The organism is Psychrobacter sp. (assembly GCF_049295055.1).
Classification (GTDB): Bacteria; Pseudomonadota; Gammaproteobacteria; order Pseudomonadales; family Moraxellaceae; genus Psychrobacter.
Window position 1 is genome coordinate 1 of sequence record NZ_JBAQQF010000009.1, and the last position, 25,244, is coordinate 25,244.

General features: G+C 41.6%; 25 protein-coding genes. 10 read left to right on the forward strand and 15 right to left on the reverse strand.

Features of this window, described 5'->3' with window-relative positions:
- Window positions 1-162: 162 nt before the first annotated feature.
- Window positions 163-2,292, reverse strand: a complete 2,130-nt coding sequence (locus WAZ74_RS01570) for an Ig-like domain-containing protein (protein WP_422305087.1) — start codon at window positions 2,290-2,292, stop codon at window positions 163-165.
- Between the two features lie 483 nt (window positions 2,293-2,775).
- Here WAZ74_RS01570 and rpmB point away from each other — a divergent pair, with 483 nt between their 5' ends.
- Window positions 2,776-3,012 (forward strand): 50S ribosomal protein L28, encoded by a 237-nt coding sequence (gene rpmB, locus WAZ74_RS01575; RefSeq protein ID WP_011280972.1) that lies wholly within the window; start codon window positions 2,776-2,778, stop codon window positions 3,010-3,012.
- A gap of 158 nt (window positions 3,013-3,170) precedes the next feature.
- On the forward strand, window positions 3,171-3,326 hold the full coding sequence (rpmG, locus tag WAZ74_RS01580; RefSeq protein WP_062533708.1) for a 50S ribosomal protein L33: 156 nt from the start codon (window positions 3,171-3,173) through the stop codon (window positions 3,324-3,326).
- Window positions 3,327-3,431: 105 nt separating this feature from the next.
- Here rpmG and WAZ74_RS01585 read toward each other — a convergent pair whose 3' ends face one another.
- From WAZ74_RS01585 to ispH, 12 genes are all read right to left on the reverse strand, one after another.
- Window positions 3,432-3,743, reverse strand: a complete 312-nt coding sequence (locus tag WAZ74_RS01585) for a hypothetical protein (protein ID WP_422305093.1) — start codon at window positions 3,741-3,743, stop codon at window positions 3,432-3,434.
- Window positions 3,744-3,936: 193 nt separating this feature from the next.
- A complete protein-coding gene (locus WAZ74_RS01590) occupies window positions 3,937-4,248 on the reverse strand; it encodes a hypothetical protein (RefSeq protein ID WP_422305095.1) in 312 nt (103 codons plus the stop codon).
- 122 nt (window positions 4,249-4,370) lie between these two features.
- Window positions 4,371-4,742 carry a hypothetical protein gene (locus WAZ74_RS01595; RefSeq protein ID WP_422305097.1) on the reverse strand — a complete coding sequence of 124 codons (372 nt, stop codon included), beginning with the start codon at window positions 4,740-4,742 and terminating at the stop codon, window positions 4,371-4,373.
- 92 nt (window positions 4,743-4,834) lie between these two features.
- Window positions 4,835-5,527: a ribulose-phosphate 3-epimerase gene (gene rpe, locus WAZ74_RS01600; protein WP_422305099.1), complete on the reverse strand. Its 693-nt coding sequence runs from the start codon at window positions 5,525-5,527 to the stop codon at window positions 4,835-4,837.
- 123 nt (window positions 5,528-5,650) lie between these two features.
- A complete protein-coding gene (locus tag WAZ74_RS01605; protein ID WP_422305101.1) occupies window positions 5,651-6,124 on the reverse strand; it encodes a TIGR03643 family protein in 474 nt (157 codons plus the stop codon).
- Window positions 6,125-6,181: 57 nt separating this feature from the next.
- Window positions 6,182-7,090, reverse strand: coding sequence for an S-formylglutathione hydrolase (gene fghA, locus WAZ74_RS01610; RefSeq protein ID WP_422305103.1), 909 nt, complete (start codon window positions 7,088-7,090; stop codon window positions 6,182-6,184).
- Window positions 7,091-7,191: 101 nt separating this feature from the next.
- The gene (locus tag WAZ74_RS01615; RefSeq protein WP_422305105.1) at window positions 7,192-8,676 is read right to left on the reverse strand and encodes a C13 family peptidase; all 1,485 of its coding nucleotides are present in this window, start codon (window positions 8,674-8,676) and stop codon (window positions 7,192-7,194) included.
- A gap of 368 nt (window positions 8,677-9,044) precedes the next feature.
- Complete coding sequence (gene htpG, locus WAZ74_RS01620) at window positions 9,045-11,060, reverse strand: molecular chaperone HtpG (protein WP_422305107.1); 2,016 nt, start codon at window positions 11,058-11,060, stop codon at window positions 9,045-9,047.
- A 295-nt stretch (window positions 11,061-11,355) separates the two neighbouring features.
- Window positions 11,356-12,888 carry a catalase gene (locus WAZ74_RS01625; RefSeq protein WP_422305133.1) on the reverse strand — a complete coding sequence of 511 codons (1,533 nt, stop codon included), beginning with the start codon at window positions 12,886-12,888 and terminating at the stop codon, window positions 11,356-11,358.
- A gap of 382 nt (window positions 12,889-13,270) precedes the next feature.
- Window positions 13,271-14,086 (reverse strand): thioesterase family protein, encoded by an 816-nt coding sequence (locus tag WAZ74_RS01630; RefSeq protein WP_422305109.1) that lies wholly within the window; start codon window positions 14,084-14,086, stop codon window positions 13,271-13,273.
- 60 nt (window positions 14,087-14,146) lie between these two features.
- On the reverse strand, window positions 14,147-14,392 hold the full coding sequence (locus WAZ74_RS01635; protein WP_422305111.1) for a hypothetical protein: 246 nt from the start codon (window positions 14,390-14,392) through the stop codon (window positions 14,147-14,149).
- 1 nt (window position 14,393) lies between these two features.
- A complete protein-coding gene (gene ispH, locus WAZ74_RS01640) occupies window positions 14,394-15,350 on the reverse strand; it encodes a 4-hydroxy-3-methylbut-2-enyl diphosphate reductase (protein ID WP_422305113.1) in 957 nt (318 codons plus the stop codon).
- 395 nt (window positions 15,351-15,745) lie between these two features.
- Between ispH and gmk the strand changes: the two genes are divergently transcribed.
- The 8 genes from gmk to WAZ74_RS01680 all read left to right on the forward strand — a co-directional run bounded on the left by gmk (window position 15,746) and on the right by WAZ74_RS01680 (window position 24,651).
- Window positions 15,746-16,372 (forward strand): guanylate kinase, encoded by a 627-nt coding sequence (gmk, locus tag WAZ74_RS01645; protein WP_422305115.1) that lies wholly within the window; start codon window positions 15,746-15,748, stop codon window positions 16,370-16,372.
- Between the two features lie 174 nt (window positions 16,373-16,546).
- Complete coding sequence (rpoZ, locus tag WAZ74_RS01650) at window positions 16,547-16,807, forward strand: DNA-directed RNA polymerase subunit omega (RefSeq protein ID WP_079692496.1); 261 nt, start codon at window positions 16,547-16,549, stop codon at window positions 16,805-16,807.
- A 412-nt stretch (window positions 16,808-17,219) separates the two neighbouring features.
- Window positions 17,220-19,406: a RelA/SpoT family protein gene (locus WAZ74_RS01655; protein ID WP_422305119.1), complete on the forward strand. Its 2,187-nt coding sequence runs from the start codon at window positions 17,220-17,222 to the stop codon at window positions 19,404-19,406.
- Window positions 19,407-19,468: 62 nt separating this feature from the next.
- Window positions 19,469-19,849, forward strand: a complete 381-nt coding sequence (locus tag WAZ74_RS01660) for a RidA family protein (protein ID WP_422305121.1) — start codon at window positions 19,469-19,471, stop codon at window positions 19,847-19,849.
- Window positions 19,850-19,984: 135 nt separating this feature from the next.
- A complete protein-coding gene (locus WAZ74_RS01665; RefSeq protein WP_422305123.1) occupies window positions 19,985-22,318 on the forward strand; it encodes a primosomal protein N' in 2,334 nt (777 codons plus the stop codon).
- Window positions 22,319-22,503: 185 nt separating this feature from the next.
- Complete coding sequence (locus tag WAZ74_RS01670; RefSeq protein WP_422305125.1) at window positions 22,504-22,857, forward strand: IS630 transposase-related protein; 354 nt, start codon at window positions 22,504-22,506, stop codon at window positions 22,855-22,857.
- Window positions 22,784-23,344 carry an IS630 family transposase gene (locus WAZ74_RS01675; protein WP_422305127.1) on the forward strand — a complete coding sequence of 187 codons (561 nt, stop codon included), beginning with the start codon at window positions 22,784-22,786 and terminating at the stop codon, window positions 23,342-23,344. The genes WAZ74_RS01670 and WAZ74_RS01675 overlap by 74 nt, the downstream gene beginning before the upstream one ends.
- Before the next feature lie 131 nt (window positions 23,345-23,475).
- Window positions 23,476-24,651, forward strand: a complete 1,176-nt coding sequence (locus WAZ74_RS01680) for a cation diffusion facilitator family transporter (RefSeq protein WP_422305129.1) — start codon at window positions 23,476-23,478, stop codon at window positions 24,649-24,651.
- Between the two features lie 43 nt (window positions 24,652-24,694).
- Here WAZ74_RS01680 and WAZ74_RS01685 read toward each other — a convergent pair whose 3' ends face one another.
- Together WAZ74_RS01685 and WAZ74_RS01690 are read right to left on the reverse strand one after the other, a co-directional pair.
- Complete coding sequence (locus WAZ74_RS01685; RefSeq protein ID WP_422305131.1) at window positions 24,695-24,994, reverse strand: hypothetical protein; 300 nt, start codon at window positions 24,992-24,994, stop codon at window positions 24,695-24,697.
- A gap of 90 nt (window positions 24,995-25,084) precedes the next feature.
- A partial coding sequence (locus WAZ74_RS01690) for a transposase (protein WP_422305135.1) occupies window positions 25,085-25,244 on the reverse strand: 160 nt, incomplete at its 5' end.

The following is a 25,244-nucleotide window of genomic DNA, read 5'->3' on the forward strand; positions in this document are numbered from 1 at the left end:
CTATCAACATCATAGGAAACCGACTATTTTAATCTTTTTTGCTATGTTTTGCTGACAGAGTTGGTTGTTTTTGGTTATTGCGGTTGCTTTGGTTATTTAAGGGGATAATGCAAAAACCCCCAACGCATGGTTGGGGGTTTTTGCATTGTCACTTCACTAATTTTATTCAATAGTATAAGTAACAGCAGTAGTAACACTATTTGGACTAGTGACAGATACTCTGAAGAAATCCCCAGCTTCACATTGGTCTAAGGCAAAGGTATTGATTGTCCCTGTATTATCGCCAGGTTTACCAGTAGATACTGTTGCTGGCACTTCTTCAGGTCCTCCAATCATTTCTACAGCACAACTACCACTCTCTTCGCCCTCGGTCTTATCTACAACTGAACCCGAGATTGTAGTTCCAGAAGGCATAGGATTTAAATCGTAAAAGCCGCCACTATTAATACGAATATTAACTCGATTATCTGTTTCATTGACAACCTGAGATTGCAAAGGAATATTCGTATTACTGAGTAAAGTAAAAGTAGCTTCATTGCCATTTGATAACAACTGAATGCCTTCATAACGTACCACAGCATCAAGACCTGAGTTACAAGTCATCGGTTTATTTGGTGATACAAAATTACCAATGAAGTTTCTTTCGAACGCCTCTTTTATTTGATCAGTAGAAGAAGGGAACTTTAGTTGTATAAACTGTCTTACATTATTTTCACAAACTTGGCTAGTTTGAGTAGTTAAAGGATAGGTAAATTCGCCTATCTCAAAAGTACCATTCTCATTATCATCACGGAAAGTATCACCAATATTATGAACTAAGATATCTACATCTTGATCCCAAGCATTATTTTCATTTTGATCAATATATGCTTTTTCGCCTTCGGCAACTGCCAATAAACTTACACGACCATCGCCAGGAAGCGGATTTTGCGTTGAAAAGGTGACTCCACATTCTCCGTCAGTAGTACTACAGCTGGCAGGTGATACTTTACCGCCTTCAGTAGTGAAGTTTACTACCGTACCATCTGGTACTGCATTACCGTTACGATCTACTAGTCGTGCTATTACTGGGGTATTATCACCATCCAAACTCCAGTCTAGTACGTTTTTACCGAAAGATAGACTTATACCGTCTTGTGTAACTCTAGAGCTGGCAATAGAGATACCTTTTGATAGTGCATTGATACGAGAATCACTGGCTAGTGTAGCTTTGATTTCTACAGGACCAGGAGTAGAGCCAGGGTAGATATTTACAGAGACCACACCATTTTCATCCGTTCTAGCACGAAACTGATTGTTGTTTCCTAGAACACCAAAGGTCAGTCCTAATGGTGATTTTTCTAAAGATAAAATCACATCTGCATTAGCCAGCGCTGTTCTATTTGAAAATACAGTAAATTCAACTTGCCCAGTTGCTGAAGAACCACTATTTTGAATGCCCAACGTAAGCTCATTAGCCGTATAGACAATAGAAGTCGCTTCAGGAGCTTGAACAGAGATACTAACTGACTGAGTTAAATTACCAGTATTAGCTGATATTCGCACATTACCACTACATAGAGTATTGTCACTATTAATAGCTTTATATACAAAGTTGACCATACCATTCTCATCTGAGGTAGCTTGAGCAGGTAGTTGACCGCAATTAGAATTTAAGTTGACTAGCACACCACTGATTGGGTTACCGTTTGTGTCAGTAGTTTTCAAAGATGTAGATGTCTGTCCACCTGCGGTCAGTTGTGAGTCAGTAACCTGTAGCGGACTCAAATTCACGTTAGTCGCTTGTACCGAAAAAGTCAGGTTGCTAATAGCTGTATTATTGTTATTACTAGCATTTGCAGTAATAATATATGCGCCAGATACTTCGGGAGCATTAGGTTTTAGGAATATACGAGCTTTACCCTCACTATTAGTTAAAGTGGCTCCTGATGTTGTTTGCGATAAGTCGACACCTGGCGCATCAATTGAGAAAGTCACTTTTGTATTAGCAAGAGGTTGACCATTATCATCAGTTACTATCACTTCATAGTAAGCACCTTCCAACCCGATAGAAGTAATTGGATTACCATCTACATCGACTAATTGACTGCTACTGATGTTCAAAGCTCCTATTGGTTCTTCAGTACCGCCACCGTTATCTCCACCATTCCCAGGCTGAGTTACCCCTGTATCAGGTTCAGGCGCAATCGTATCAGTACCATCACCGCCACCACATCCAGCTAATGCCAATGATAATGTAAGCGCTGTGAGCTGGAACAACTTAGAAGTAAGAGGCAATGAGTTATATGACATGTTTGAACTCCACGTGGGCAGTAATTTATTCGAGCAGATAAGCAAAAACCATTACGCAGAATCAAGAGAGATTGGTAATGATACATAGGTTTACATTAATACCAGTTGTATTAACAGATTGTATTAAATTTATAACGGTAACTTTACTGACTTTTGTTATAAGTTACAACTAAAAGTTAATCGTTACTATTAAATAATCAACGACATAGCCTGCATATTTCAGGTATAATAGTCAGCCTTTAGACCAACAATAATCATAAAAATATTTGAGTATTCATCTCTTTTATGGTATAAATGTCGGCTTTAAAATTTTCTGAATTGGTTAGCCTGTTATTTGCCTTTAGATAGCAGTTTTACCAGCTCAACCTTCATATAGTTTTGTTTGGTGCAAAGCTGCCGCTTGCTGTGTCCATGCCGCAAAAACGTGCAACTTGCCCAGACTGGTATGAGAAAAACTCATACCTCATAGATTAGGAGTTCGCCATGTCTCGAGTTTGCCAAGTGACTGGAAAGCGCCCTATGGTGGGTAATAATGTTTCGCACGCAAACAACAAAACCCGTCGTCGCTTTCTACCAAACCTTCATAACCATCGTTTTTGGGTAGAGTCGGAAAATCGTTTTGTACGTCTACGTGTGTCTACCAAAGGTATGCGCATCATTGACAAACTGGGTATCGATAAAGTGCTAGTAGATTTACGCGCACAAGGTCAAAAAGTATAAGTGACTATTGGCAGTTTCATTAGCTAATATAATTGTTGATTAGACTGCTTTTAAGCAACATGTTTGTGAACGTATATTTATATCATAGACATGTAGCCACTTAAAACTTTAGATTCATACCTATCGATTGAAGACCGCTCATTTACAGGAAAGCTATCATGAGAGATAAAATTAAATTAGTATCAACCGCTGGTACTGGGTATTACTACACCACTACCAAAAACAAGCGCACTATGCCTGGCAAAATGGAAATGAAGAAATTCGATCCAAAAATTCGTCAACATGTACTATTTAAAGAAGCAAAAATCAAATAATATTCATTTGTATAAATAATTTTATTTGAACAAAAAAAGGGTTTATCAATTGATAAACCCTTTTTTATTGCCTACTATTTAATTCTCTACTAATTACCTATCAATCTAACTGTAATGCGTCGGTTCTTTATCATAGACATGCGCATGCCATTGACTCATCTGCTTTTGCATAATGACCTGAATCGCCGCATGAATCATATGCTGACCGATCGCTTGCGTATCACTGCCAAGTATTTCTTTCAATTTTTCAGAAAAATCAATGGTCATCAGCGGCGCTTCATCTTGTTCAGCGTCCCGTAAGAGCAATCTGCCATCATCCGCCTCTACTAGCTCGAGTGTGGTCTCTTTGGCAAATCCTGCAAATTGATCGGTGCTGTCGTTATCTACTTCTATCTCATTATCAATATCGTATGGCATTCACGTCATCCTTATTATCCCGTTTATCGCTGCAAAGAGACTCTAAAAGTTAATTTAATAAAGCTAGCATTTTACAGTAACGCGGGTAAAACTTTCTTACTCATACAATGGACGCTTTGACCTTAGAATTCAAGGGCTGTCACGCAAGTCTTACATATAGATGCGACTTTCGCCTGCTAACACTGTGAACAACTCAACGCCAGTAGCGTAGTTTTGCTATCGTGAATAAGAAGGCAACAAACATACCGAGATAATACATGAGTTTTAACTCTAACGTCGGATCACGATACTTGAATGGTAGCGCTACTGTGGCTGTCGCGGTCGGGAGTATCAACAACATAAGCAGCCAGTTCTCAAAGACGTGCAGCCATCCTTGTAAGCCAGTACCGTGACTAAGTGATGCCAGCCCTAGCAGTAGACAGGCAATAATTAGACTGGTAAATAAACCATTTGGTAAGTCTTTTGGATAAATAATTTTAGCAATCTTGGTCGGTACGATTCTCATGTAAAATTCCAGTCATGCCTATAGAGCATAACTTAGTGATTAAAAACGTATATCAAAAATGACTTATAGTAAATTTTGTAATACTCTATTTATTAAGCAACTTTATCTTTGCTGATAAAAAGTTAACTATAAGTACCCATCAACCATAGCATCGATATACAAGACGTTAAATAACCCAAGCTAATGGCATTCCAACTCTCTATATGCATGCCTTTAACCTTGTTGAGTATGAGTGAGCCCGCCCAGAAAAATAGCGGAATACCAAGCATAAATGCGGGTACGATGACTGCAGCGTGGCGTAATACTTCACCAGTATCATCACCTACCATCAGGCGAAATCCGTAGCCAGCTAAACTTAAAATAAGCGCGAACATCGCTAAGCCGATCGTAATACCCTTGGGTACTAGGCTGCGTGACTGTGGTGCTTGCTTGATTTCAGGCGCTTGTAGTACTTGCTTGGTTTCAGGTCGAAGTGTAGCGTTTTGAGTATCCATATTTCACCTTTACGTGATTTATCGTTGTATGAAATCAGCCATACAACACATGTCAATATGATAGATTCATTATTCAACATTTAACATAATCGTTATGAATCGCCGTTTGCCAAAGCCAGCTCTTCACGCATGGCGTCGATAGCCGCTTTATAATCTTCTTGGTTAAAGATAGCAGAACCGGCGACGAACATATCAGCACCTGCTTCGGCAATAGCTCTAATATTACTGGCTTTAATGCCACCATCGACTTCTAATCTGATATCACGGCCGCTAGTAATGATACGCTGACGGACTTGGCGCACCTTGTCTAGAGTGCCTTCAATAAACGACTGACCACCAAACCCAGGGTTGACACTCATCAATAGGATTTGGTCGACTTTGTCCATCACATAATCTAGGTAATGTAGCGGTGTAGCAGGATTAAGTACCAAACCGCACTTCGCACCGCCATCTTTAATCAGCTGCAAAGAGCGATCGATATGACCACTAGCTTCTGGATGAAAAGTGATAATACTTGCCCCCGCCTCTAAGAACTGCTCAATCATACTATCGACAGGGCTAACCATCAGATGCACATCAATTGGCGCATCAATGCCATAGTCACGCAGCGCCTTGCAAATCATGCTACCAAACGTTAGATTGGGCACATAATGATTGTCCATCACATCAAAATGTATAACATCGGCACCCGATGCCAATACCCGCTCTACTTCTTCGCCCAGTCTGGCAAAGTCGGCAGATAAAATAGAGGGAGCGATTAGATAAGGCTTGGAGGGACTGATCATAATTGAACTACCTAATTGATGTTTAGATGTTGATATTTATATAAAAGTTTAATAAAAATAAATTTATAGTTGAAGTCAGGAAAGTCTATATATCTAGAGTGATAACAGTGAATATTTAAAAAATTATCGCTGTTTGTACTGCGTTTTACAGTAGGCACGACCTACTTCAAAGCCTCGTTTGGCTTGGTGCTTGGTAGCACGATTACTTACGCGCTGACGCCATAATCGAAAAGATGAGGGCTTTAGCTCCTGACGCATCAGCTTAATGACACCCGCTTCATTGAGACCGTAGCTATGCTCTATCGCTCCAAATGGCGTTCTATCTTCCCATGCCATCTCTATCACTCGTGATATTTGTGATTCATCGAGTACTCTATCGCCAGAATCATTGACCGATTGTGCGATAAATTCATTTGATTTGACAGCATTGGTTTGCTCATCATTCAAATGGGTATTAGCATTGATATGGGTACGCTGCTTATTTTTTAAAGCCGCCTCCATATCGGCTTGCATAGTCGCAAGCGCTGATTGAGTAGTGGCAGGATCTGATAGCTGAACATCTGCCTTAAGAGCTGTTAAATCTTGATAACTTGCCATAAAACTTACCTTGTAACCATTAGACGATATAGCGAAAAAATAATGCGACATCAAAATCTAGTTAAGTTGTGCTTTGCGCCAGTGATGTTCGATATGGTCGTTAATAACACTCTGAATAAAATAATAGCTATGGTCGTGACCCGCCTGATAACGTAAAGTTAAGGGCTGCTTGGCTGTTTCACAAGCCTGCTGTAATTTAGACGTTTGCAACTGACCTTCTGCTAAAAACTCATCAGCAGCACCTTGGTCGACTAAAATGCTCGAATACTGCTGACCGACTTGTTCAATGACTTGCGACGCGTCTGCTTGCGACCACAAGGATTTGTCATCACCGAAGTACTCTGCATAAGCTGCCTGACCCCATGCCGACTCACTGGCCGCGCATACTGGTGATAACGCTGAAACGCTCACAAACTTACCTGGGAATTTAAAGCCCAGTAGTAATGCCCCGTGTCCGCCCATCGAGTGACCAGTAATACCGATACTATGAATCGGAAACTCTGCGCGTAGTAAATCGTATAACTCATCGACGATATAGCTTTGCATATTGAAGTTTTCTGCCCAAGGAGCTTGCGTCGCATCGACATAATAGCTGGCACCTTGACCAACAAAATAGCGCTCGTCGTTTGGGACTTCATTGCTGTCACTTCTATCACCGCTATAAATACTTCTAGGGGAGGTGTCAGGCGCAATAAATATCATGCCAAGCTCGCTACACTTTTGTTGAAAGTGTGCTTTGTGGGTGACATTATCGGCATTACAAGTGAGACCTGATAAGTATAAAATCGCTGGGCAACGCTGCCCTGCTAGTGCTTCATCAGGCAGATATATACTAAACGCCATCGCTGTCTTAGTAGACGTTGATTGATGGCTATAGTAATGCTGCTCACCCTCAAAGCAGCGATTAACACTTTTTTGCGTGAGCTGTGTATTGGCTGATAAACTGTGGTTATAAGAATTATTCATGAGCAGTATCCTTTTTATCCAAAATAAAATAAATGATGGCTTATAAAAAGCACTGGTAAGCTAATATTGGTACTTCCAAAATATTAAGTCATACTCAAAACTTATTCAGCAGTCATTGCTGTTGTATCCACTGGCAGGTTGGATGCGCTATCAGGTACGACATTAATAGCAGTTGTGTCATTAGCGTTATCACTAATACTAGCGATTGGCGGTCGTGTTTTATCAAACAATACTTGCTCAAACGCTGGCAAAGCGGTTTCCATTAAACTACCAATGACCATTTGTGGCTCTGATGGCTCAAAACCCATGTAAAGCTCACGCTCTTGTACTCGATAAGCAGCATTTTTAAAAGCGGCAGAAAAACTGGTGTTTTCTCGTAGACTTTCAGCAAAGAAAGCTTGACCAAAATAGGTCATTTCAGCGCTATTGGTACAACCAAACGACATCTTGTCCGCTGCCGAAGCGGTAATTACTACCGTGGTCGGCGATGCCAATTCATCGATGAAAGAGCCCGAATAACAAGCTGATACGACGATCACACGCCAGCGAATACCTGACGCATCCAAAGCCTCACGCAACCAAGTCGCATCTAAATTATCCATCGCAAGTGGCGGATTCGATAGATGGATAAAATCTTGATCGCCGTGCGACGATAGCGTCATAAATAGCACGTCTTCATCAGCATTCATCTGCTGACCAATTTTTTTTAAGCCACGCAAGATACTGGTTTTAGTCGCAATCGGCTCATCCAACCAAGTATAAGTGTTATTAATCAACGCTAGCGAATGTCCACTGGTACCAAAACGCACATCAAACAGCTCACGTACTTTATTAATCTCGGAGCGAAAGACGTTTTGATCAGAGAATCCCGCTACACCCATAAAGTACCAGTCGCTTTTACCCGCTACACTTGGGTCAAGACGATCCAAAGCTTCCTGCAGTAGACGCGGCTGCTCATACAATGCCGCTTCTTCCAATACCGGTTCTACAGCAATCTGCTTAAATATGGGCTGGTCAGCGACGTTGCGTTGCCAAATCGTTAAGAGTGCGACAGCACCTACCAATACAATGACTCTCTCCCACCACGGAGTGCGCAAGCGACGGGAAAATATCCATAATAATGCTAAAGTTTGCCATAAAAAAAGTACTAAAAATAAGATAGGTAAAAACGAATAGCTCCAATCCGGCAACCAACCATAGCTACCTAAAAACTGCATCAAACTTTGTAATAGCGCTGATAACGTATCAGCCACCAACCACAGTAATACAGGCACAAAAACCAGCGCTTGATTACCAGCGCGCCGTGCCAAAATAATACCGCTTAATAAGATGATCATCGGCCAAATTAAGTAGCTGACCAATCCTTGCTCATTGAAAATACTGCCATTTTCAGCGGCCAACCACGAAAACAGAACGTTGCTACCTAGCGCCAATAACGCAAATACCGCAAACTGGATAAAGGTTGGTTTTACCCAAGAAAACGCCCGCGTAGACCCTACTAGCATCCACAAGGTTGCAATGATATTGGCAGCGAAATTGAGCGAAAAACGCTGAAGCGATATGGTTTTTAATGACGCAAGTGACAAAGACTTAGACCTCTAGTCAGTCGAGAGAAATAAAACAAATCAATGATAAAATACTTTAATATCGATGCCACTTAATATCTTTAATTTACATTTTTTGCATGGCATACGGATATCAGTTTTATATTTAATTCACTATGAAATGAGTATAAGAGATGAATAGCGCATCAATATTATTAACTAATAGTTTAGCTCGCTAATCTATCGCGATTGTAACGGATTGTCGGTCAAGAGAATAAGGCTGAATTGTAAAATTCGCTTAAAAAATCCATTAAAAAAAGGAGGTCTTAGACTCAAGACCTCCTTTTATATCAAAACCTTCTATCAAACCTTAAACATTAAATCTCAGCTTTTATATCAAACCTTAAACATTATCTCATCAATAGTTCATTAACACGTCTGAGATAAGCCGCTGGGTCTTCTAATTGACCACCATCTGCTAGCAATGCTTGGTCAAAAATTACTTGTGCCAATTTATCAAAATCTTCAGCAGACTGCTCGCTGCTCTCAAGCTTTTTAATCAATGGATGATCAGGATTAACCTCTAATGTCGGCTTACTCTCTGGTACATCTTGTCCCATTTGTTTAAGCATTTGAATCATCTGCGGCGATAACTCACCTTCACCAACGACCAAGCAAGCAGGACTGTCAACTAAACGCGTAGACACCTTGACGTCTTTGGCGCGCTCGCCTAATGCTGCTTTAAGCTTATCGACAACAGGCTTTAAAGTTTCTTGTGCTTTCTCAGCTTCTGCTTTCTCAGCTTCATCCTGCAAGTCGCCCAAGTCTACCGCACCTTTAGCGATATTTTGTAACGGCGTCTCATCGAATGATGTTAAGAAGTTCATTGCCCATTCATCAACGCGGCTGGTCATCAAAATAACTTCAATGCCTTTTTTCTTAAATAGCTCTAATTGTGGGCTATTTTTGGCTGCCGCTAGGTTATCAGCCGTTAAATAATAGATGGCTTTTTGACCGTCTTTCATACGCGCTTTATAGTCTTCAAAGCTGGTTGTTTGACCGTCTTGGGTGCTGGTCGCATAGCGAAGCAATTTGGCGATACGCTCTTGGTTACCCATGTCCTCGCCAACGCCTTCTTTAATGACGTCACCAAACTCAGCGTAGAACTCGGCGAATTTTTCTTGCTTATCACTGTCTTCACTATTGGCAAGGCTTGCCAATAAAGTCAAAATACGACGGGCGTTACCATCACGGATAGATTTGACGTCACGCGACTCTTGTAATAGCTCGCGGCTGACGTTTAGTGGCAAGTCTGCTGAATCAATCACACCTTTCACGAAACGCAGATACATCGGTAACAATTGCTCTGCTTCGTCCATAATAAAGACACGTTTAACATAAAGCTTTAGACCATGCTGCTGGTCACGAGTATATAAATCGACAGGTGCTTTTTTTGGAATATATAATAGCTGCGTATACTGCACACGACCTTCGACACGGTTATGCGTCCAAGTCAGTGGCTCATCCATATCATAAGTGATGTTCTTATAAAAATCGATATACTCTTCATCTTCAATCTCAGAGCTTGAGCGTGTCCATAATGCACTGGCTTTATTAATGGTTTCCCACTCATCGGTCAGTACCATCTCGCCGCCAGTTGAAGCTACATTGTCAGTGTCACCATCTTCAACATCAACAACGTCTTCTTGCCATATTTCTTTACGCATCTGAATCGGCAGACTGATATGATCTGAGTATTTATTCACTAACTGCTTAATTTTGCCACGGTCTAAATAGCTGTCTTCGCCTTCAGAATATTGTTCTTTTAAATGCAAAGTGATAGCGGTACCGCGCGTCTCTTTAGTGATAGGTTCAACGGTAAAGCTACCGGTACCATCAGATACCCAACGCACACCATTTTCTGCGGCATCACCTGCTTTTCGCGATTCAACGCTGATCGTATCCGCAACGATAAAGCCCGAATAGAAACCAACACCAAACTGGCCGATTAATTGACCTTCTTGCTTTTGTGATTCAGAGAGTTTGTCTAAAAAGGCTTTAGTCCCAGACTTAGCAATCGTACCTAAGTTTTCGATGGCATCGGCTTCATTCATGCCAATACCATTATCGGTAAAGGTAATGGTTTTAGCGTCTTCATCAACGGCAATACGAATTTTTAATTCGCCATCATCTTCGTACAAGCTGTCATCATTGGTGGCTTCGAAGCGTAACTTATCGCACGCATCAGAGGCGTTTGAGACCAGTTCACGTACAAAGATATCAGCGTTAGAATAAAGCGAATGGGTGACTAAATGCAGCAGTTGCGCCACTTCCGCTTCAAAGGTATGTTTTTTTAATTCTGGGCTGCTTTTATTAACATTGATGTCATCAACTTTCTGGTTATCAACTGGGGTCTGTTCACTCATAAAAAACTCCTTTAATTTATACTAAAATTTATTATTAAATAGCGGTAATCAAAATAAACTTGCTCGAATGTATATTAGAGAAGCTAATCTTTGAATACTGCTAAGCTGTTTATACTAATAGGGGCACGGAAGAAAATTTCAAGCTCAAAAAATGGATTCAATAAAAAACACCGCCCTAGTTTCCTAAGGCGGTGTCATTGTATAAGCAATGTATAAGCAATTCATCTATAGTCAGAATACCCTAAAAACGCTACGGTACTGCTAGTAACCTATCTCTAATAACTATATTTAATAGCTATAAACAGCTAGGCAAATGACGAGCAGGATCTGAGTCACGCGCCGCCATTGCATCCTCAACGCTTAATCCTAGGGCTTTAGCAACCCCTGCGCCATAAGCAGCATCACACCAGTTGCAGTTGCGAATGTGGCGATACTGGATAAAATCAGGTACGCCCGTTAAATTGCTCGCTGTATTATCAAACACCACTTGCTGCTGCTCAGCACTCATCAAATTAAACAACGCTCTAGGTTGGCTAAAATAATCACTATCGTCTTCACGGAAATCATAATGCGCCGCATAGCCGTCAATTTTTAATGGCGGCTCAGCATAGTCAGGCTGCTCTTGCCACTGGCTAAAGCTGTTTGGCTCATAGTGCGGGCGACTACCATAATTGTCATCGACACGACCTTGACCATCACGATGATTACTCATCACAGGACAGCGTGGTTTATTCACCGGAATCTGCTGATGATTCACCCCGACACGGTAACGCTGGGCATCGGCGTAATTTACCAAGCGGTTTTGTAACATTTTATCAGGAGAGACACTGATACCAGGTACCAGATTACTTGGGGCAAAAGCTGCTTGCTCAACATCAACAAAGTAATTATCAGAGTTTTTATTCAACTCAAATTCGCCAACTTCAATCAGCGGATAATCACCTTTTGGCCATACTTTGGTCAAATCAAACGGATGATATGGGACGGTATCTGCCTCAGCTTCTGGCATGATTTGTACGTACATTTTCCACTTGGGAAAGTCGCCACTTTCGATGGCATCATACAAATCTTTTTGATGGCTTTCGCGATCCGAACCAACGATATCTGCCGCTTCGGCATCAGTTAAGTTTTTGATACCTTGCTGAGTACGGAAATGGAATTTTACCCAAAAACGCTCATTGCTTGTATTCCAAAAACTATAGGTATGCGAGCCAAAGCCGTGCATATTTCTATACGAAGCTGGGAGACCGCGATCACTCATGACAATGGTAACTTGATGCAAAGCTTCTGGTAGCAACGTCCAAAAGTCCCAGTTATTTGTCGCTGAGCGCATGTTGGTACGTGGGTCACGCTTGACTGCTTTGTTTAAATCTGGGAATTTACGCGGGTCACGTAAGAAGAATACTGGGGTATTGTTACCTACCATATCCCAGTTGCCTTCTTCAGTATAAAACTTTAACGCAAAGCCGCGAATATCACGCTCGGCATCAGCGGCACCGCGCTCGCCTGCGACTGTACTAAAGCGCGCAAACATTTCAGTTTGTTTACCAACTTCGCTAAAAATATCAGCGCGAGTATATTGTGTAATGTCGTGAGTAACGGTAAAGGTACCAAAGGCACCAGAGCCTTTGGCATGCATACGGCGCTCTGGAATCACTTCACGAGCAAAGTTAGCGAGCTTTTCATTTAACCAGATATCTTGTGCTAATAATGGACCACGCTTGCCAGCGGTCATACTATTCTGATTGTCTGCCACTGGTGCGCCATTACTCATTGTCAATTGAGTGGGTGCATACGGACATTTTTTATCGCTCATGTCGTTGCTCATATCATTGCTCATAGTCATACTCTTTTGAATAACAAATGGATTAAAGTACAAAATCTATTCTGAATACGCTTCTATTAATAGTTCCAGAATAGCGGTCATTTTTTCTGAAAAACGGCTGTTTTTATTCATCGTAACCTGTCAGTGCACTCATGTTGCCGTGCTTGTCGTCTTGTTAGATACCATTACAACCGATTAGCATTGATTTGTATAATTAATTAACTACATGCTTTGGTTTTTTTCAGGACTGCTTATATTAATTTTGAACTTATCCAAATGGCTTTAATTTCATAGCTTAAATGCCATAGCTTAAATTCAATGGCTTGAATTCACATAGTAACTTCTCATAAAACAATAAAACCTGCCTACTCAATAATGCTTAGCATCAGCGCGGCATCGGGCGAATGGTCAAAATCTGCTCACTGCGACCAAAGGGTCCCTGAGTATCATGGAGTATGGCACTGCTAACGCCGATGCCATCAGCACCATATTGCTGCACAGCTTCGATTCCAAGCCAGCGACCTTGTGGCGCGCGATGCATATGAATCTGCAAATCAGTATTGGGAAACATCCATTCTAAATTGGACAACCCCAATCCAAGCCTCGGTACCACGCCATTAGCGGTATCGACCATACCTAATAAGTGCACCATATCATCGCTAGGCTCGCCCTCCACCATGTCAAGATCATTGGTTATCCATACCATGCCTCTACCGGGACGACGACCTGGTTCGGCAACTAAGCGTACGCTTTCGATAAAACCACCTGGCCAGCCTTTCATATCATCCCAAACTGGCAAATCCTCAGGTTTATATACAGATTTTTGATCCTCAAGCCCTGCAATCTCGCTAGTATCTTGGGTCATTAGTCGCCATGCGCGCGCGATAATCGCATCGCGTCCGCGACTGCTCATCACTGCCTCGATAAGCTCAATGGTCTTACCCGGACGAATACAACGTGTGGTAATCGTAAAATCATCAAGCGGTATCAATCCCAAGATATCTAGGCTGATACGAGCGATGCGCATATCAGCTTGTGGCGCAAAACTTTTTAACTCAGCGGTGAGTATACCTGTCGCTGGTGCCATATGCTGTTCATGCTCATTCCAAGCACCTTGTGCGTGCTGGGTTGGCTTATAATGTGCAACACTGACACCATCTGCTTGCTGTTCGCGTTTAATAAAGTGGTAATAAGCTGACATGGACGTCCTTCTATTCTTTTTAAAATATATTAATTATTTATAAAAATAAGCTTTATTTATTTAACGCATAAGAGCTTGTTTTTGCAGCGTCAACAATGTGCGGCTTTTAGCCATGATAAATAGCAAGAAAAGAATAATGGCAATAAGGATGCCATATACCAGACTGTAATCTCTCAGAAACTGGCTTGCATTTAGCACTAGCATCCCTATCAGAATGACAATCGTAAATGTATTAATTTTCAATTGCTTGTTAACTTCATCCATAGTGGCTTCTGCCAATACAAATCTTTTCTTCTGTTTTTTCATTCTACTTGCCAACCTGGGTAACTGGGATACGTAATGCTTTGGGCAAACTAAACATGACATTCTCTTCAATACCTGACAACTCACTAGGCAAATCACCACCCCAATCTTGCAGCTGCTGCAATACTTCTTGAATCAACACTTCAGGGGCTGAAGCACCAGCAGTCACGCCCACGCTTTGTATGCCATCGAACCAACTTCTATCCATTTCAGTGGCATTGTCAATGAGATAAGCACAGCAATTCATACGCTCTGCCAATTCACGTAGACGATTCGAGTTTGACGAGTTTGGCGAACCAACGACCAATACCACTTCACAGCGACCAGCTAAGTCTTTAACCGCATCTTGGCGATTTTGGGTGGCATAACAAATATCATCTTTGCGAGGACCTTGAATGCTTGGGAATTTATCTCTTAATGCATCGATAACACGAGCAGTGTCATCCATTGATAAGGTCGTTTGAGTAACAAATGCCAAGCGCTCAGCATCTTGTACGGTCAATGCTTCGACGTCAGTTTCATTTTCGACCAAATGTATCTGTCCACCATGACGATGGTTAAAGCGTCCCATCGTACCTTCTACTTCAGGATGTCCCGCATGTCCAATCAGTACGGCATCCATCCCTTCTTGCGCAAACTTAGCGACTTCTATATGTACTTTAGTCACTAATGGGCAAGTAGCATCAAATACCGTCAAATCACGACGCTCCGCCTCATCCTCCACAGCTTTTGAGACGCCATGAGCCGAAAAAATAACGATAGAGCTATCCGGCACTTCATGCAGCTCTTCAACAAATACCGCGCCGCGATTTGCCAAGTCAGAAACCACAAATTTATTGTGTACGACTTCATGACGGACATAAATGGGTGGCTCAAAACGAGTCAGTGCTTGATTAACAATCGCAATCGCGCGATCCACACCAGCACAAAATCCACGTGGATTGGCAAGATAAATTTGCATAAGAAAGCCTATCATTAGATAATTTATAGTTAACGCTTAGATTTAAAAACTTAAGTTTAAAATTAGATTTTAAACTTAGGATGAAATCGATGCTCTACTTTAGCATAATTTGCTTTTATTGCCCTTGAAAAATACCCTCGAAAAAAACGGTATCCTGATAGCGATGTGCTATATAGAATACCAGTATGCCAATAACACATCGATAAGAGTCATTGAAAGTAAAATAAAAGCCGACAAAGCAGTTTATAATGACGCATCAATTATTATTATGATGATAGCTTCTATCACCATACATGATGATTTCCCTTATTTTTAGTAGCTTTTTACCAGCCTTTAGCCGTTCATTGGGGCACTTTTATTCTTTTATTAAGACACAATTTACTAGGACAGACTGTATGACAGGTTCATTATTTATTATTACCGCCGCCTCAGGTACGGGTAAAACCTCACTGGTAAAGCAGCTACTTGCCACCACCAATGATTTGACTGTCAGCGTTTCGCATACGACACGCACGCCGCGTCCTGGCGAAATTGATGGTCATCATTATCATTTTACGGACGTTGATAACTTTGTGACGGCTATTGGTGAAAATAAGTTTTTAGAACACGCTGAAGTGTTCGGTAATTACTATGGCACCTCAGAACAAAGTGTACGCACGCAGTTGGAGGCAGGCGTTGATGTTATCTTAGAGATTGATTGGCAAGGAGCGATACAAGTCAAAAAGATATTTACCGAAGCGACGATGGTCTTTATTTTACCGCCGAGCCTTTCAACTTTACGTCAACGCCTATCGACGCGTGGGCAAGATACTATGGAAGTGATAGAGCAACGTCTGGCCGGTGCGGTGACTGAAATGGCACAGTATGTCAATTTTGACTATGTCATTATCAATGACAGTTTTGAAGTCGCTTTGACTGAGCTAAAAGCCATTATCGTCGCCGATAGACAAACCCTTCATCGCCAACAGCAGCGTTATCATCGCACTATTACCAACTTGCTAAATAATAAGGTAGAAGATTAATTGAAGTGCCAACTCTGATTCTGGGCTCATTCCGCAACTAAACATAAAAAGCAACTACGCGACTGGGCAAAAAATGCTATAATGTCTAGCTATCACCCTTTATATTTTTGATATTATTTTTATTGAGTGGCGGGCAACGTTCGTTACTAATAAAAACAACCGAGGTAGCTATTTATGGCACGAGTGACGATTGAAGATTGTTTGGATAATGTTGATAATCGCTTTGAGCTGGTTTTAGTCGCCAGCAAGCGCGCCCGTCAGTTAGCCAAAGGTATTGCTGAGCCACTAGTTGATGTCGATAACGACAAGCCAACCGTATTGGCATTACGCGAAATTGCTGCTGGCAAAATCACTCGCGATATCCTAAACCAACCAGAACATAATTTTGCTACGAGCTCAATGGATTTAGCACTATCAGGCGATCATAGTTTTTAATAAATCGCACGGGTAAGGTCTAACATACAAAAGACTAAAGCGCTTAACGGCTTTATAAAATATATAGACAGACTGAATGACGATAGAGACCACAGCATAGGCTGTGGTTTTTTGGTTGTAATGATACTGCCTTTACTGATTTAGTAACCGTTAAGCACTTAAAACACACCGTTGAGTGAGAATTTCTTGATTTTTGCAGTACCTACTCCCTTAGCAGTTGACATTGAAGACGATTTACGATTAATTAGAAGGTGGTCTACTCATTCTTCAGCTTTTTTTTTAAGATTTTTATAGTTTTAAGCTTTTTATAGTAGGTTAGTATTTATTTACTCAGTCACTCTTCACCTTAATAGATTATTTACCTTGATAAACAATCAGGCAAACAGGTAATGGAAAATAGGATCGTTACTTTATGAGTCAAACCTTACCCAAACTCAGTCATCCCTTAGTCGATGATGCTCAATACAATCTAGTACGTTCAGTCGGTTATCTCACTGCCGCTGAGCGTCGTGATATTGTTGATGCCTGTGAGTTCGGTGATATTGCGCATATTAAAGACAAGCGCAAATCAGGAGAGCCTTATATCACACATCCGATTGCAGTCGCCGAAATATTGGCGGGCTTTCGCTTGGATCGAGATACGGTTATTGCGGCCATTTTGCATGATACAGTCGAAGATACTGAGGTGAGTGACGAACAAATTGAACAGCGCTATGGCAAAGTGGTTGCTAGACTGGTCGATGGCGTCACCAAGTTAAAGTCATCGACACATAATAAACAAGAAAATAAAGCCGCGACCTTTCATAAAATCTTGACTGCTACCCTTGCTGACCCGCGTGTATTGATTATCAAGCTTGCTGACCGTTTGCACAATATGTCGACACTTGATGCGGTACGTCCCGAAAAGCAACGCACTACTGCTCAAGAAACCTTAGATTTTTATGTGCCATTTGCACGGCTCATGGGTCTGAATGATATTGCTGATTATATTGAAGTGCTTTGCTATCGCAACCTTGATTCTGAGATGTATAACAAAATCTCTGATAAATTATTGCAACATGGGCTTGGGCGTAATTTTCAGAGAGAAGCCATTCATCGCTACTTGAGCATTGTTCTGACCAATCTCGATCTTAATGGCATGGTTAAAGTTTTAGACAATCGCGTGGTTATCTTTCGGCAGTTTTTCCGCAATCGCGGCGAGATTAATGCGCTGCTACGCCATTATGCTTTTGAGATTGTGCTTGATAACATCGAAGCTTGCGACAAGCTTGCTTATTATCTGATTAAAAAATATCAAATCGCTGACAGTCATATCGCGGATAATATTCGCCGACCCTTGCCTGGCGGTAATCAGTCGCTGACCCTTATCTATGAGCGCGACAATGATTTTGTCAAAGTGACGATTTTGACCAAGCAGATGCAAAGTGCGGCAAGGCTTGGCGTCATTGGCGCAGAACACGCCTCCGATGTCAGTCAATCAGTCATTCAAGCGTCCTTACGCAATATGAAGGATTTGGTCGAGGAAGACTGCTTAAATCAAAGCAATCCTGACTTTGCCACAGCGGTGTCTACCATTAACGAGCTGATGGACTATCTGCACTCCAGCAAAATTATTTGTTATAGCCCGCAAGGTCGCGCTTATGAATTACCGCAAGGGGCAACTGCGCTAGATTTTGCCTATGCCGTTGGTCCTATGATCGGCAATGTCGCAGTTGGGGCAAATATCGATAATAAACCTGCTAAGCTTGGCACTGTTGTGCAAAATGGGCAATTGGTTGAAATCGAAGTAAACAGTCACTCCGAACCAAAAGCGGAATGGCTTGGGTTTGTGGTAACCAATAAAGCCCGTGTAGAGATTTTGCGCTGGTTTAAAGATTTGTCTGCTGCTGACAAGCAACACCATGGCAGGCAAGCGTTAGATCGCGCCCTAAAAACCTATCAAAAAAGTCTTGATGACTTAACTGATAGTGATTGGAAGAACCTAACCGAATGGCGCGGACTGACTGAAAAAGAGGCGCTATTTGAGCAAATAAGCTCTGGTACGCTATTGCCGCAACTCATAGTTACCCGCTTGTTTAGCGATGAAGTCAGTGACATGCAATCGCAAGAACGTATCGATGATATGACACAACCGCAGCAGCTGATTGTTAATGCCTCGGGCGTCGAGCTTGATTTTGCCAATTGTTGCCATCCTATTTATGGCGATCCTATCGTTGGGCATTTATCCCGTCATGGTCTGGTCGTACATCGACATAAATGCTTTTCACTCGACGAGATTCGTAAAGACAATCCTTATCAAGTTATCCAACTGCGCTGGCGCAATGATAAATCTCTTAAACAAAATGATTCAGAAGAACAGGGCAACAAAATTCGTTTTCCTGCTTACTTAAAGCTGTCTGTAGCGCTCAGTGATGAGCAAATTAGTGAGGTTATTTACCATTTGCGGCAGTTAAATATAGGGGTTGAAAAGGTCGATGTGCGTAGCAGCGATACCATCATTCATATCGTCGTTCGTAGTCGTAATCATCTAGCTCAAGGCATTCGCGAACTACGCTCTTTACTTGGCTTTCCAAATATCATGCGCTTATATCAGCTATAATTATTGTTATAGACTTCACATTTACATAAAGCGAAAAACTCAAAAAATCATAAGGATAATATATGACCCGTCAAACCATTCAAACTGATAAAGCGCCTGCAGCCGTTGGTACTTATTCGCAAGCCGTAAAAGTTGGCAACACTGTTTATATTTCAGGTCAGTTAGGTTTTGATCCTAAAACGATGGAGCTAAGAGAAGGTTTCGATGCGCAAGCGAAGCAAGTATTTGAAAACATCAAAGCCATCTGTGAAGCTGCTGGTGGCAGTTTAAATGACGTGGTTAAATTTAATGTATCGTTAACCGATTTAAATGATTTTGCGGCATTAAATGAAGTATTCATGGCCAACTTAACTGAGCCATATCCTGCCCGCGCAGCCGTGCAAGTAGCGGCACTGCCTAAAGGCGGCGTGGTCGAAATTGAGTCTATTCTATATATTGAATAAGTCTGTTAATCAACCTTGCTGGAATAACAGTACTTTATATTGAACCGTCATAAGCTTAGCCTCATGCTAAGCTTATTCGTCTCTCCCTCTTTATTTTCATTTCACATTAACTCAATCAAATTGCGAAGCCTTTTTATGTTGGTACAAGTTGCTCTGCCCGTGCCCCTTTATCGGGTGTTTGACTATAGCCTACCGGCAGATATGAGTGATTTGCAAAATGCTTCGCCAAATGCTTTGCCAAATAATAGTTCGACACAAATACCGCAAATTGGCAGTCGTGTCGAGGTTTCATTTGGTCGTCAGACCTTAATCGGTATCGTAGTCGCTCATATTGCTCAAGCGGATAGTGACGTACCTATCAAGAAGCTTAAACCTATTAATAAATGCTTGGATGCTGAGCCTATTTTAGATGACAGCATGCTCAAGCTCGCCTATTGGCTGGCACGTTATTACCACTATCCCCTTGGTGACGTCTTATCCGTCATCTTGCCTACGTTAGTTCGTCAAGGTAAACCGCTAGATTTACTCATTACTCACTGGCGTATCTTGCCACATAGCACTGATGGCGACTTTCGTGCCAATGCGAAAAAGCAAAAGCAGCAATTTGATATGCTAAAGCTCCATGGTCAGCACGGCGCTAGTGAAGATATACTGTTATTAGAGGGGATGCAGCGAGCCTTTTTAAAAACGCTTGAAGAAAAAGGTTTGATTGAGCGCTATATTCAGCCGAAACAAGCACCTACTCCTGTCAAATTGGCAAAAATGCCACTTGATCTCAATGATGAACAACAGCTTGCCGTTGCTGCGATTGTTGCTGCGCATAAATCTGATTCTTATAAAGGGTTTTTATTAAACGGCATTACCGGTAGTGGCAAGACTGAAGTCTATCTACAAGCCATGCAGGCAGTATTGGAAGCGGGTAAGCAGGTATTAATTCTAGTGCCTGAGATTGGGCTAACACCGCAGACGCGCGCGCGTTTTGCCAGTCGCTTTGCTGCGCATATTGTCTTGCTACATTCAGGCATGAATAACACTCATCGATTGCAAGGATGGCAAGATTGCCGCACTGCCCATGCACAAATCATTATCGGTACGCGCTCAGCAGTACTATATCCGTTCGCGAATTTAGGCTTAATTGTCGTTGATGAAGCACACGATGGTTCTTATAAGCAGCAGGATACCCTTCGTTATCATGCCGCTGACGTCGCACTATATCGCGGATTCCAAGCTAAAATACCAGTCGTTCTTGGTACAGCTACCCCTTCTCTTGAGCACTTAAAATTGGTCGATGAAGGCAAGCTCATGGAATGCCTATTATTGACTCGTCCTGGCAATGCGAAAATTGCAAAAATGCAGCTCATCGATGCACGCCTGCAAAGTACGCACCAGCAAACACAAGATGATGGCGCACGCTATGATACCGGTTTGACTGATGCTTTAATCGGAGCGATACGGCAGACGCTAGAGGCTGGCGATCAGGTATTGATCTTTTTAAACCGTCGCGGCTATGCACCAGTCTTGTTGTGCGAGGCTTGTGGTTGGCAAGCAGATTGTCCCCGTTGTGACGCGCATTTAACCGTTCATTATAATAGCCAAGCTCAGCGTAGTAATTATTCAAATAACCAATATTCAAGTAACTATTTAAAATGTCATCATTGCGACTGGCAAGCCTATATTCCAACAGTATGCCCCGATTGCAGCAGTCAAAACCTAGACGCCAAAGGTATGGGCACAACAAGGCTAAGCGAAAACCTGCATGCTATCTTTGCTAATCCGCAAACCAGTAAAGCGCTTTACCCGATTATTCAGATCGATCGTGATACTACTAGACGTAAAGATAGCTGGGAAAATATTTATCAGCGTATCAATGAAGGCAAACCTGCCATATTGGTCGGTACGCAAATGGTTGCTAAAGGTCATCATTTTCCCAATGTTACGCTCGTTTGCTTACCGAATGCCGATCGCGGCTTTTTATCCGCAGATTTTCGCTCGCCAGAGCATACCGCACAATTGATGATTCAAGTAGCAGGGCGTGCAGGACGCGGTGATAAAGCAGGACGTGTATTGATTCAAACGCTGCAACCGGACAATGAATTATTATTGAAATTGGTGAAAGATGGCTATTTGTCATTTGCGCGCGAACTGCTGCAAGAGCGCAAGATGATGGGCTTACCCCCTCATAGTCATGCCGCGCTGATACGCTGCGAAGGTAAAACCCTTGCTGCCACTACTCAAGCACTCAAAGACGCGATTGCCAATCTACCAAATGCACATAACCTAGCTGTGCTTGGCCCTATCGATGCGCCAATGAGTAAAAAGAACGGCCGCTATCATTCGCAACTGTTGCTTTTAGCCAAAGATCGACGACAATTACACCATGTATTGAGCCAATGGTGGCAACCCGTACTTGCTTTGCCAAGCGCTAAATACCTTAAGCTTACTTTAGATATTGATCCTGTAGGCTGGTAGCATAGATATCACCAATCGGTGTCATAAATTGGTATCAGAAAAAATTTATAATATATTTCTTTTATTTCGAATGAACATGTCGCTATTATTTTTACTTCGCTATCACAGCTTTTAATATTGGACTATAGTAGAGCCTTTATAAAAGTGGTACATTGGTTTTAAAACAAGCGAAAAGTAAAAATATTATGACTTATTCAGCAGACTTCCGAGCACAAGTGATTAAAAGTGTCAAACAACAAGATATGAGTATCAGACAAGCTTGTGCATTCTATGACATTAGTAAGGCCATGCTACAGAATTGGCTCAAAGATCCTATTATCAGACTAACTCGCAATAAACCACCCAGTAAAATACCTAATGAAGCGCTATTAAAAGATGTTGAACAGTATCCAGACGATTACATGTACGAGAGAGCACAGCGTTTCAACTGTAGCAAGTCAGGCATCGAGGCCGCTTTAAAACGTCTTGGCATCAGTCAAAAAAAAGACCTTAGCGCATCCAAAAGCTTGCCCATTAAAGAGAGCGGAGTATCTGAATAAACTCAATAACTTCATCATTCAAAGCTATGCCATTGTATACATGGATGAGAGTGGCTTTGAAACCGAGACCATTCGCCCTCATGGCTATGCACCCATTGGAACCCCTTGCATTGATTGCTATAACTGGCAAGGTAAAAAGCGCACTAATGTTATTGGTGCCTTATATAAAAAAGCGTTATTTGCACTTGATTACTTTAATAAGAATATCAATGGGGATATATTTTATAACTGGTGCAAAGACACGCTAATACCAAGTCTTAAAACCAAATGCGTGATTGTCATGGATAATGCCAGCTTTCATAAACGCGTTCAAAGATTGCTGAATAGGCATGGTCATAGCTTGTTATTTCTACCGCCTTACAGTCCTGATTTAAACCCTATTGAGAAAAAATGGGCACAGGCTAAGTTTCTACGCCAAGGGTGGATGGAGAATAATCTGCCTAAACTGTTCCATGATATCGGATGTACTGATTTTATTGTGGATTGACTATATGATAAGTTTATAACTATGGTAAGTTCATAATAGCAACTTGATTATTGTCATCCGAAACCTACTGCTACTCTGTATAGAGTAACTATTGATTATTAAATCCACTATCAGCAAAATTGAGTGTTGTTATGCATACAAACCGTCCAGAATCTGAAAAAAATGACCATTCTCAGCAGAGTATTTCGGCTGATACGCATGAGCACATTCAGGACGGTGAGGAAATTAATGACACTTATAAGAATAAAGACAATCATGATCATGATGAACATCTAGAGCAAACAGTTGCACCGCGAGATACCAAAGGCTATCAGCGCACGTTATTAGTTAGCTTTATTATCATTACTGGCTATATGTTCATTGAAGCAATCGGTGGCTGGCTGACCGGTAGTTTAGCGCTACTGTCCGATGCTGGTCACATGTTAAGTGATGCGATAGCACTTGGCGCAACTTTAATGGCATTCAAAATTGGCGAAAAAGCAGCCACTCATCAAAAAACCTTTGGCTATAAACGCTTTGAGATTTTAGTCGCGTCGGTCAATGGTGCTACGCTTGTTATTATTGCTGTAATGATTTTTTATGAGGCTATTAAACGCTTTAATTCACCGCCTGAAATTGCTACCCAAGGTATGCTTATCATCGCCACTATCGGTATGCTAGTGAATATCTTGGTTGCCTGGCTTATGCATCGAAGTAGCCGTACTGGAGACGGACATAGTCATGGTGCAAATCAAGTCAAAGAAACAGTTAAAACATCGGACAATAAAAAACCTGTTAACCTCAATATGCAAAGTGCTTATTTGCATGTATTGAGTGATTTAATGGGTTCAGTTGCCGCCATTATCGCCGCGTTATTAATGATGAGCTTTGGCTGGGTATGGGCAGATGCGGCAGCGTCAGTGATTGTTGCCATACTTATTTTATTTAGTGGTTACCGCGTCGTCCGTGATTCCGTACATATCTTAATGGAAGGCACACCGGAAGGCATATCTCTAGTGAATATTGAGGAAAAAATAGTTGCCCATCCGCAGATACAAAAAGTGCATGACCTACACGTTTGGAGCATTACCAGTGGTCTAAATGCCTTATCTTGTCATGTGGTCGTCGATGGTGAAATGAGTATTCGTGAATCCAATATATTAATTGGCAATCTACAACAAAGCTTACTCAAGCTCGATATCCATCATGCCACTATTCAGGTCGAAAGCTCATCACATCCACAAACCAACACCCACAGCGATGCTCTAGTCTGCAACATCTCAGAGCAAGCTGTTGAAGGTAATAGCCATATTGGTCACAACCATTAAAACTATGGTGCTACGATGCCATCATTAATGTAGACGTCGCTAATTATTGGTGTCGTCTAACTAAATCATAAAAATAACATAATATGAGCCACAATAACCATACGGCAATACTTATCCAAATACCCAATCCCGCCCCTAGTAATGTCATTCGAATCCAAAAATCCAATGCACCATTCATGATATGTGGTAGATAAGCGGGTCCCATGTTTGATGCCATTACTAACCACAGTCCAACGGTAACTGCCAATCCTACACCGACAATTCTTAATATTATCTTGCCAATATTTTTTAATAAAGCGTGCCACCTATGATAATTGGGCGTATTTGGTGAGTAATTATTCATAGATAACTAATCTTTATCCTTGCGTTATTGTTTATATTAAATATTACAGATTTGCTTAAAAATAAGCGGTTATGAATAGATAAAGTATAGTCAGTTCAAAATAAAACTGTTATGGCCAGGACAAATATCACGAAACAGTTTAGGTAGATTATTCTCCATCCAACCTTGGCGTATAAACTTAGCTTGCGCCCATTTCTTTTCGATAGGGTTCAGGTCAGGGCTATAGGGTGGTAGAAATAACAAACGGTGA

Excerpts from the sequence above, each read along its gene's own strand:
- WAZ74_RS01570 (WP_422305087.1), bottom strand. The coding sequence starts at position 2,292 with ATGTCATATAACTCATTGCCTCTTACTTCTAAGTTGTTCCAGCTCACA.
- rpmB (WP_011280972.1), top strand. The coding sequence starts at position 2,776 with ATGTCTCGAGTTTGCCAAGTGACTGGAAAGCGCCCTATGGTGGGTAAT.
- rpmG (WP_062533708.1), top strand. The coding sequence starts at position 3,171 with ATGAGAGATAAAATTAAATTAGTATCAACCGCTGGTACTGGGTATTAC.
- WAZ74_RS01585 (WP_422305093.1), bottom strand. The coding sequence starts at position 3,743 with ATGCCATACGATATTGATAATGAGATAGAAGTAGATAACGACAGCACC.
- WAZ74_RS01590 (WP_422305095.1), bottom strand. The coding sequence starts at position 4,248 with ATGAGAATCGTACCGACCAAGATTGCTAAAATTATTTATCCAAAAGAC.
- WAZ74_RS01595 (WP_422305097.1), bottom strand. The coding sequence starts at position 4,742 with ATGGATACTCAAAACGCTACACTTCGACCTGAAACCAAGCAAGTACTA.
- rpe (WP_422305099.1), bottom strand. The coding sequence starts at position 5,527 with ATGATCAGTCCCTCCAAGCCTTATCTAATCGCTCCCTCTATTTTATCT.
- WAZ74_RS01605 (WP_422305101.1), bottom strand. The coding sequence starts at position 6,124 with ATGGCAAGTTATCAAGATTTAACAGCTCTTAAGGCAGATGTTCAGCTA.
- fghA (WP_422305103.1), bottom strand. The coding sequence starts at position 7,090 with ATGAATAATTCTTATAACCACAGTTTATCAGCCAATACACAGCTCACG.
- htpG (WP_422305107.1), bottom strand. The coding sequence starts at position 11,060 with ATGAGTGAACAGACCCCAGTTGATAACCAGAAAGTTGATGACATCAAT.
- WAZ74_RS01625 (WP_422305133.1), bottom strand. The coding sequence starts at position 12,888 with ATGAGCAACGACATGAGCGATAAAAAATGTCCGTATGCACCCACTCAA.
- WAZ74_RS01630 (WP_422305109.1), bottom strand. The coding sequence starts at position 14,086 with ATGTCAGCTTATTACCACTTTATTAAACGCGAACAGCAAGCAGATGGT.
- WAZ74_RS01635 (WP_422305111.1), bottom strand. The coding sequence starts at position 14,392 with ATGAAAAAACAGAAGAAAAGATTTGTATTGGCAGAAGCCACTATGGAT.
- ispH (WP_422305113.1), bottom strand. The coding sequence starts at position 15,350 with ATGCAAATTTATCTTGCCAATCCACGTGGATTTTGTGCTGGTGTGGAT.
- gmk (WP_422305115.1), top strand. The coding sequence starts at position 15,746 with ATGACAGGTTCATTATTTATTATTACCGCCGCCTCAGGTACGGGTAAA.
- rpoZ (WP_079692496.1), top strand. The coding sequence starts at position 16,547 with ATGGCACGAGTGACGATTGAAGATTGTTTGGATAATGTTGATAATCGC.
- WAZ74_RS01655 (WP_422305119.1), top strand. The coding sequence starts at position 17,220 with ATGAGTCAAACCTTACCCAAACTCAGTCATCCCTTAGTCGATGATGCT.
- WAZ74_RS01660 (WP_422305121.1), top strand. The coding sequence starts at position 19,469 with ATGACCCGTCAAACCATTCAAACTGATAAAGCGCCTGCAGCCGTTGGT.
- WAZ74_RS01665 (WP_422305123.1), top strand. The coding sequence starts at position 19,985 with ATGTTGGTACAAGTTGCTCTGCCCGTGCCCCTTTATCGGGTGTTTGAC.
- WAZ74_RS01670 (WP_422305125.1), top strand. The coding sequence starts at position 22,504 with ATGACTTATTCAGCAGACTTCCGAGCACAAGTGATTAAAAGTGTCAAA.
- WAZ74_RS01680 (WP_422305129.1), top strand. The coding sequence starts at position 23,476 with ATGCATACAAACCGTCCAGAATCTGAAAAAAATGACCATTCTCAGCAG.
- WAZ74_RS01685 (WP_422305131.1), bottom strand. The coding sequence starts at position 24,994 with ATGAATAATTACTCACCAAATACGCCCAATTATCATAGGTGGCACGCT.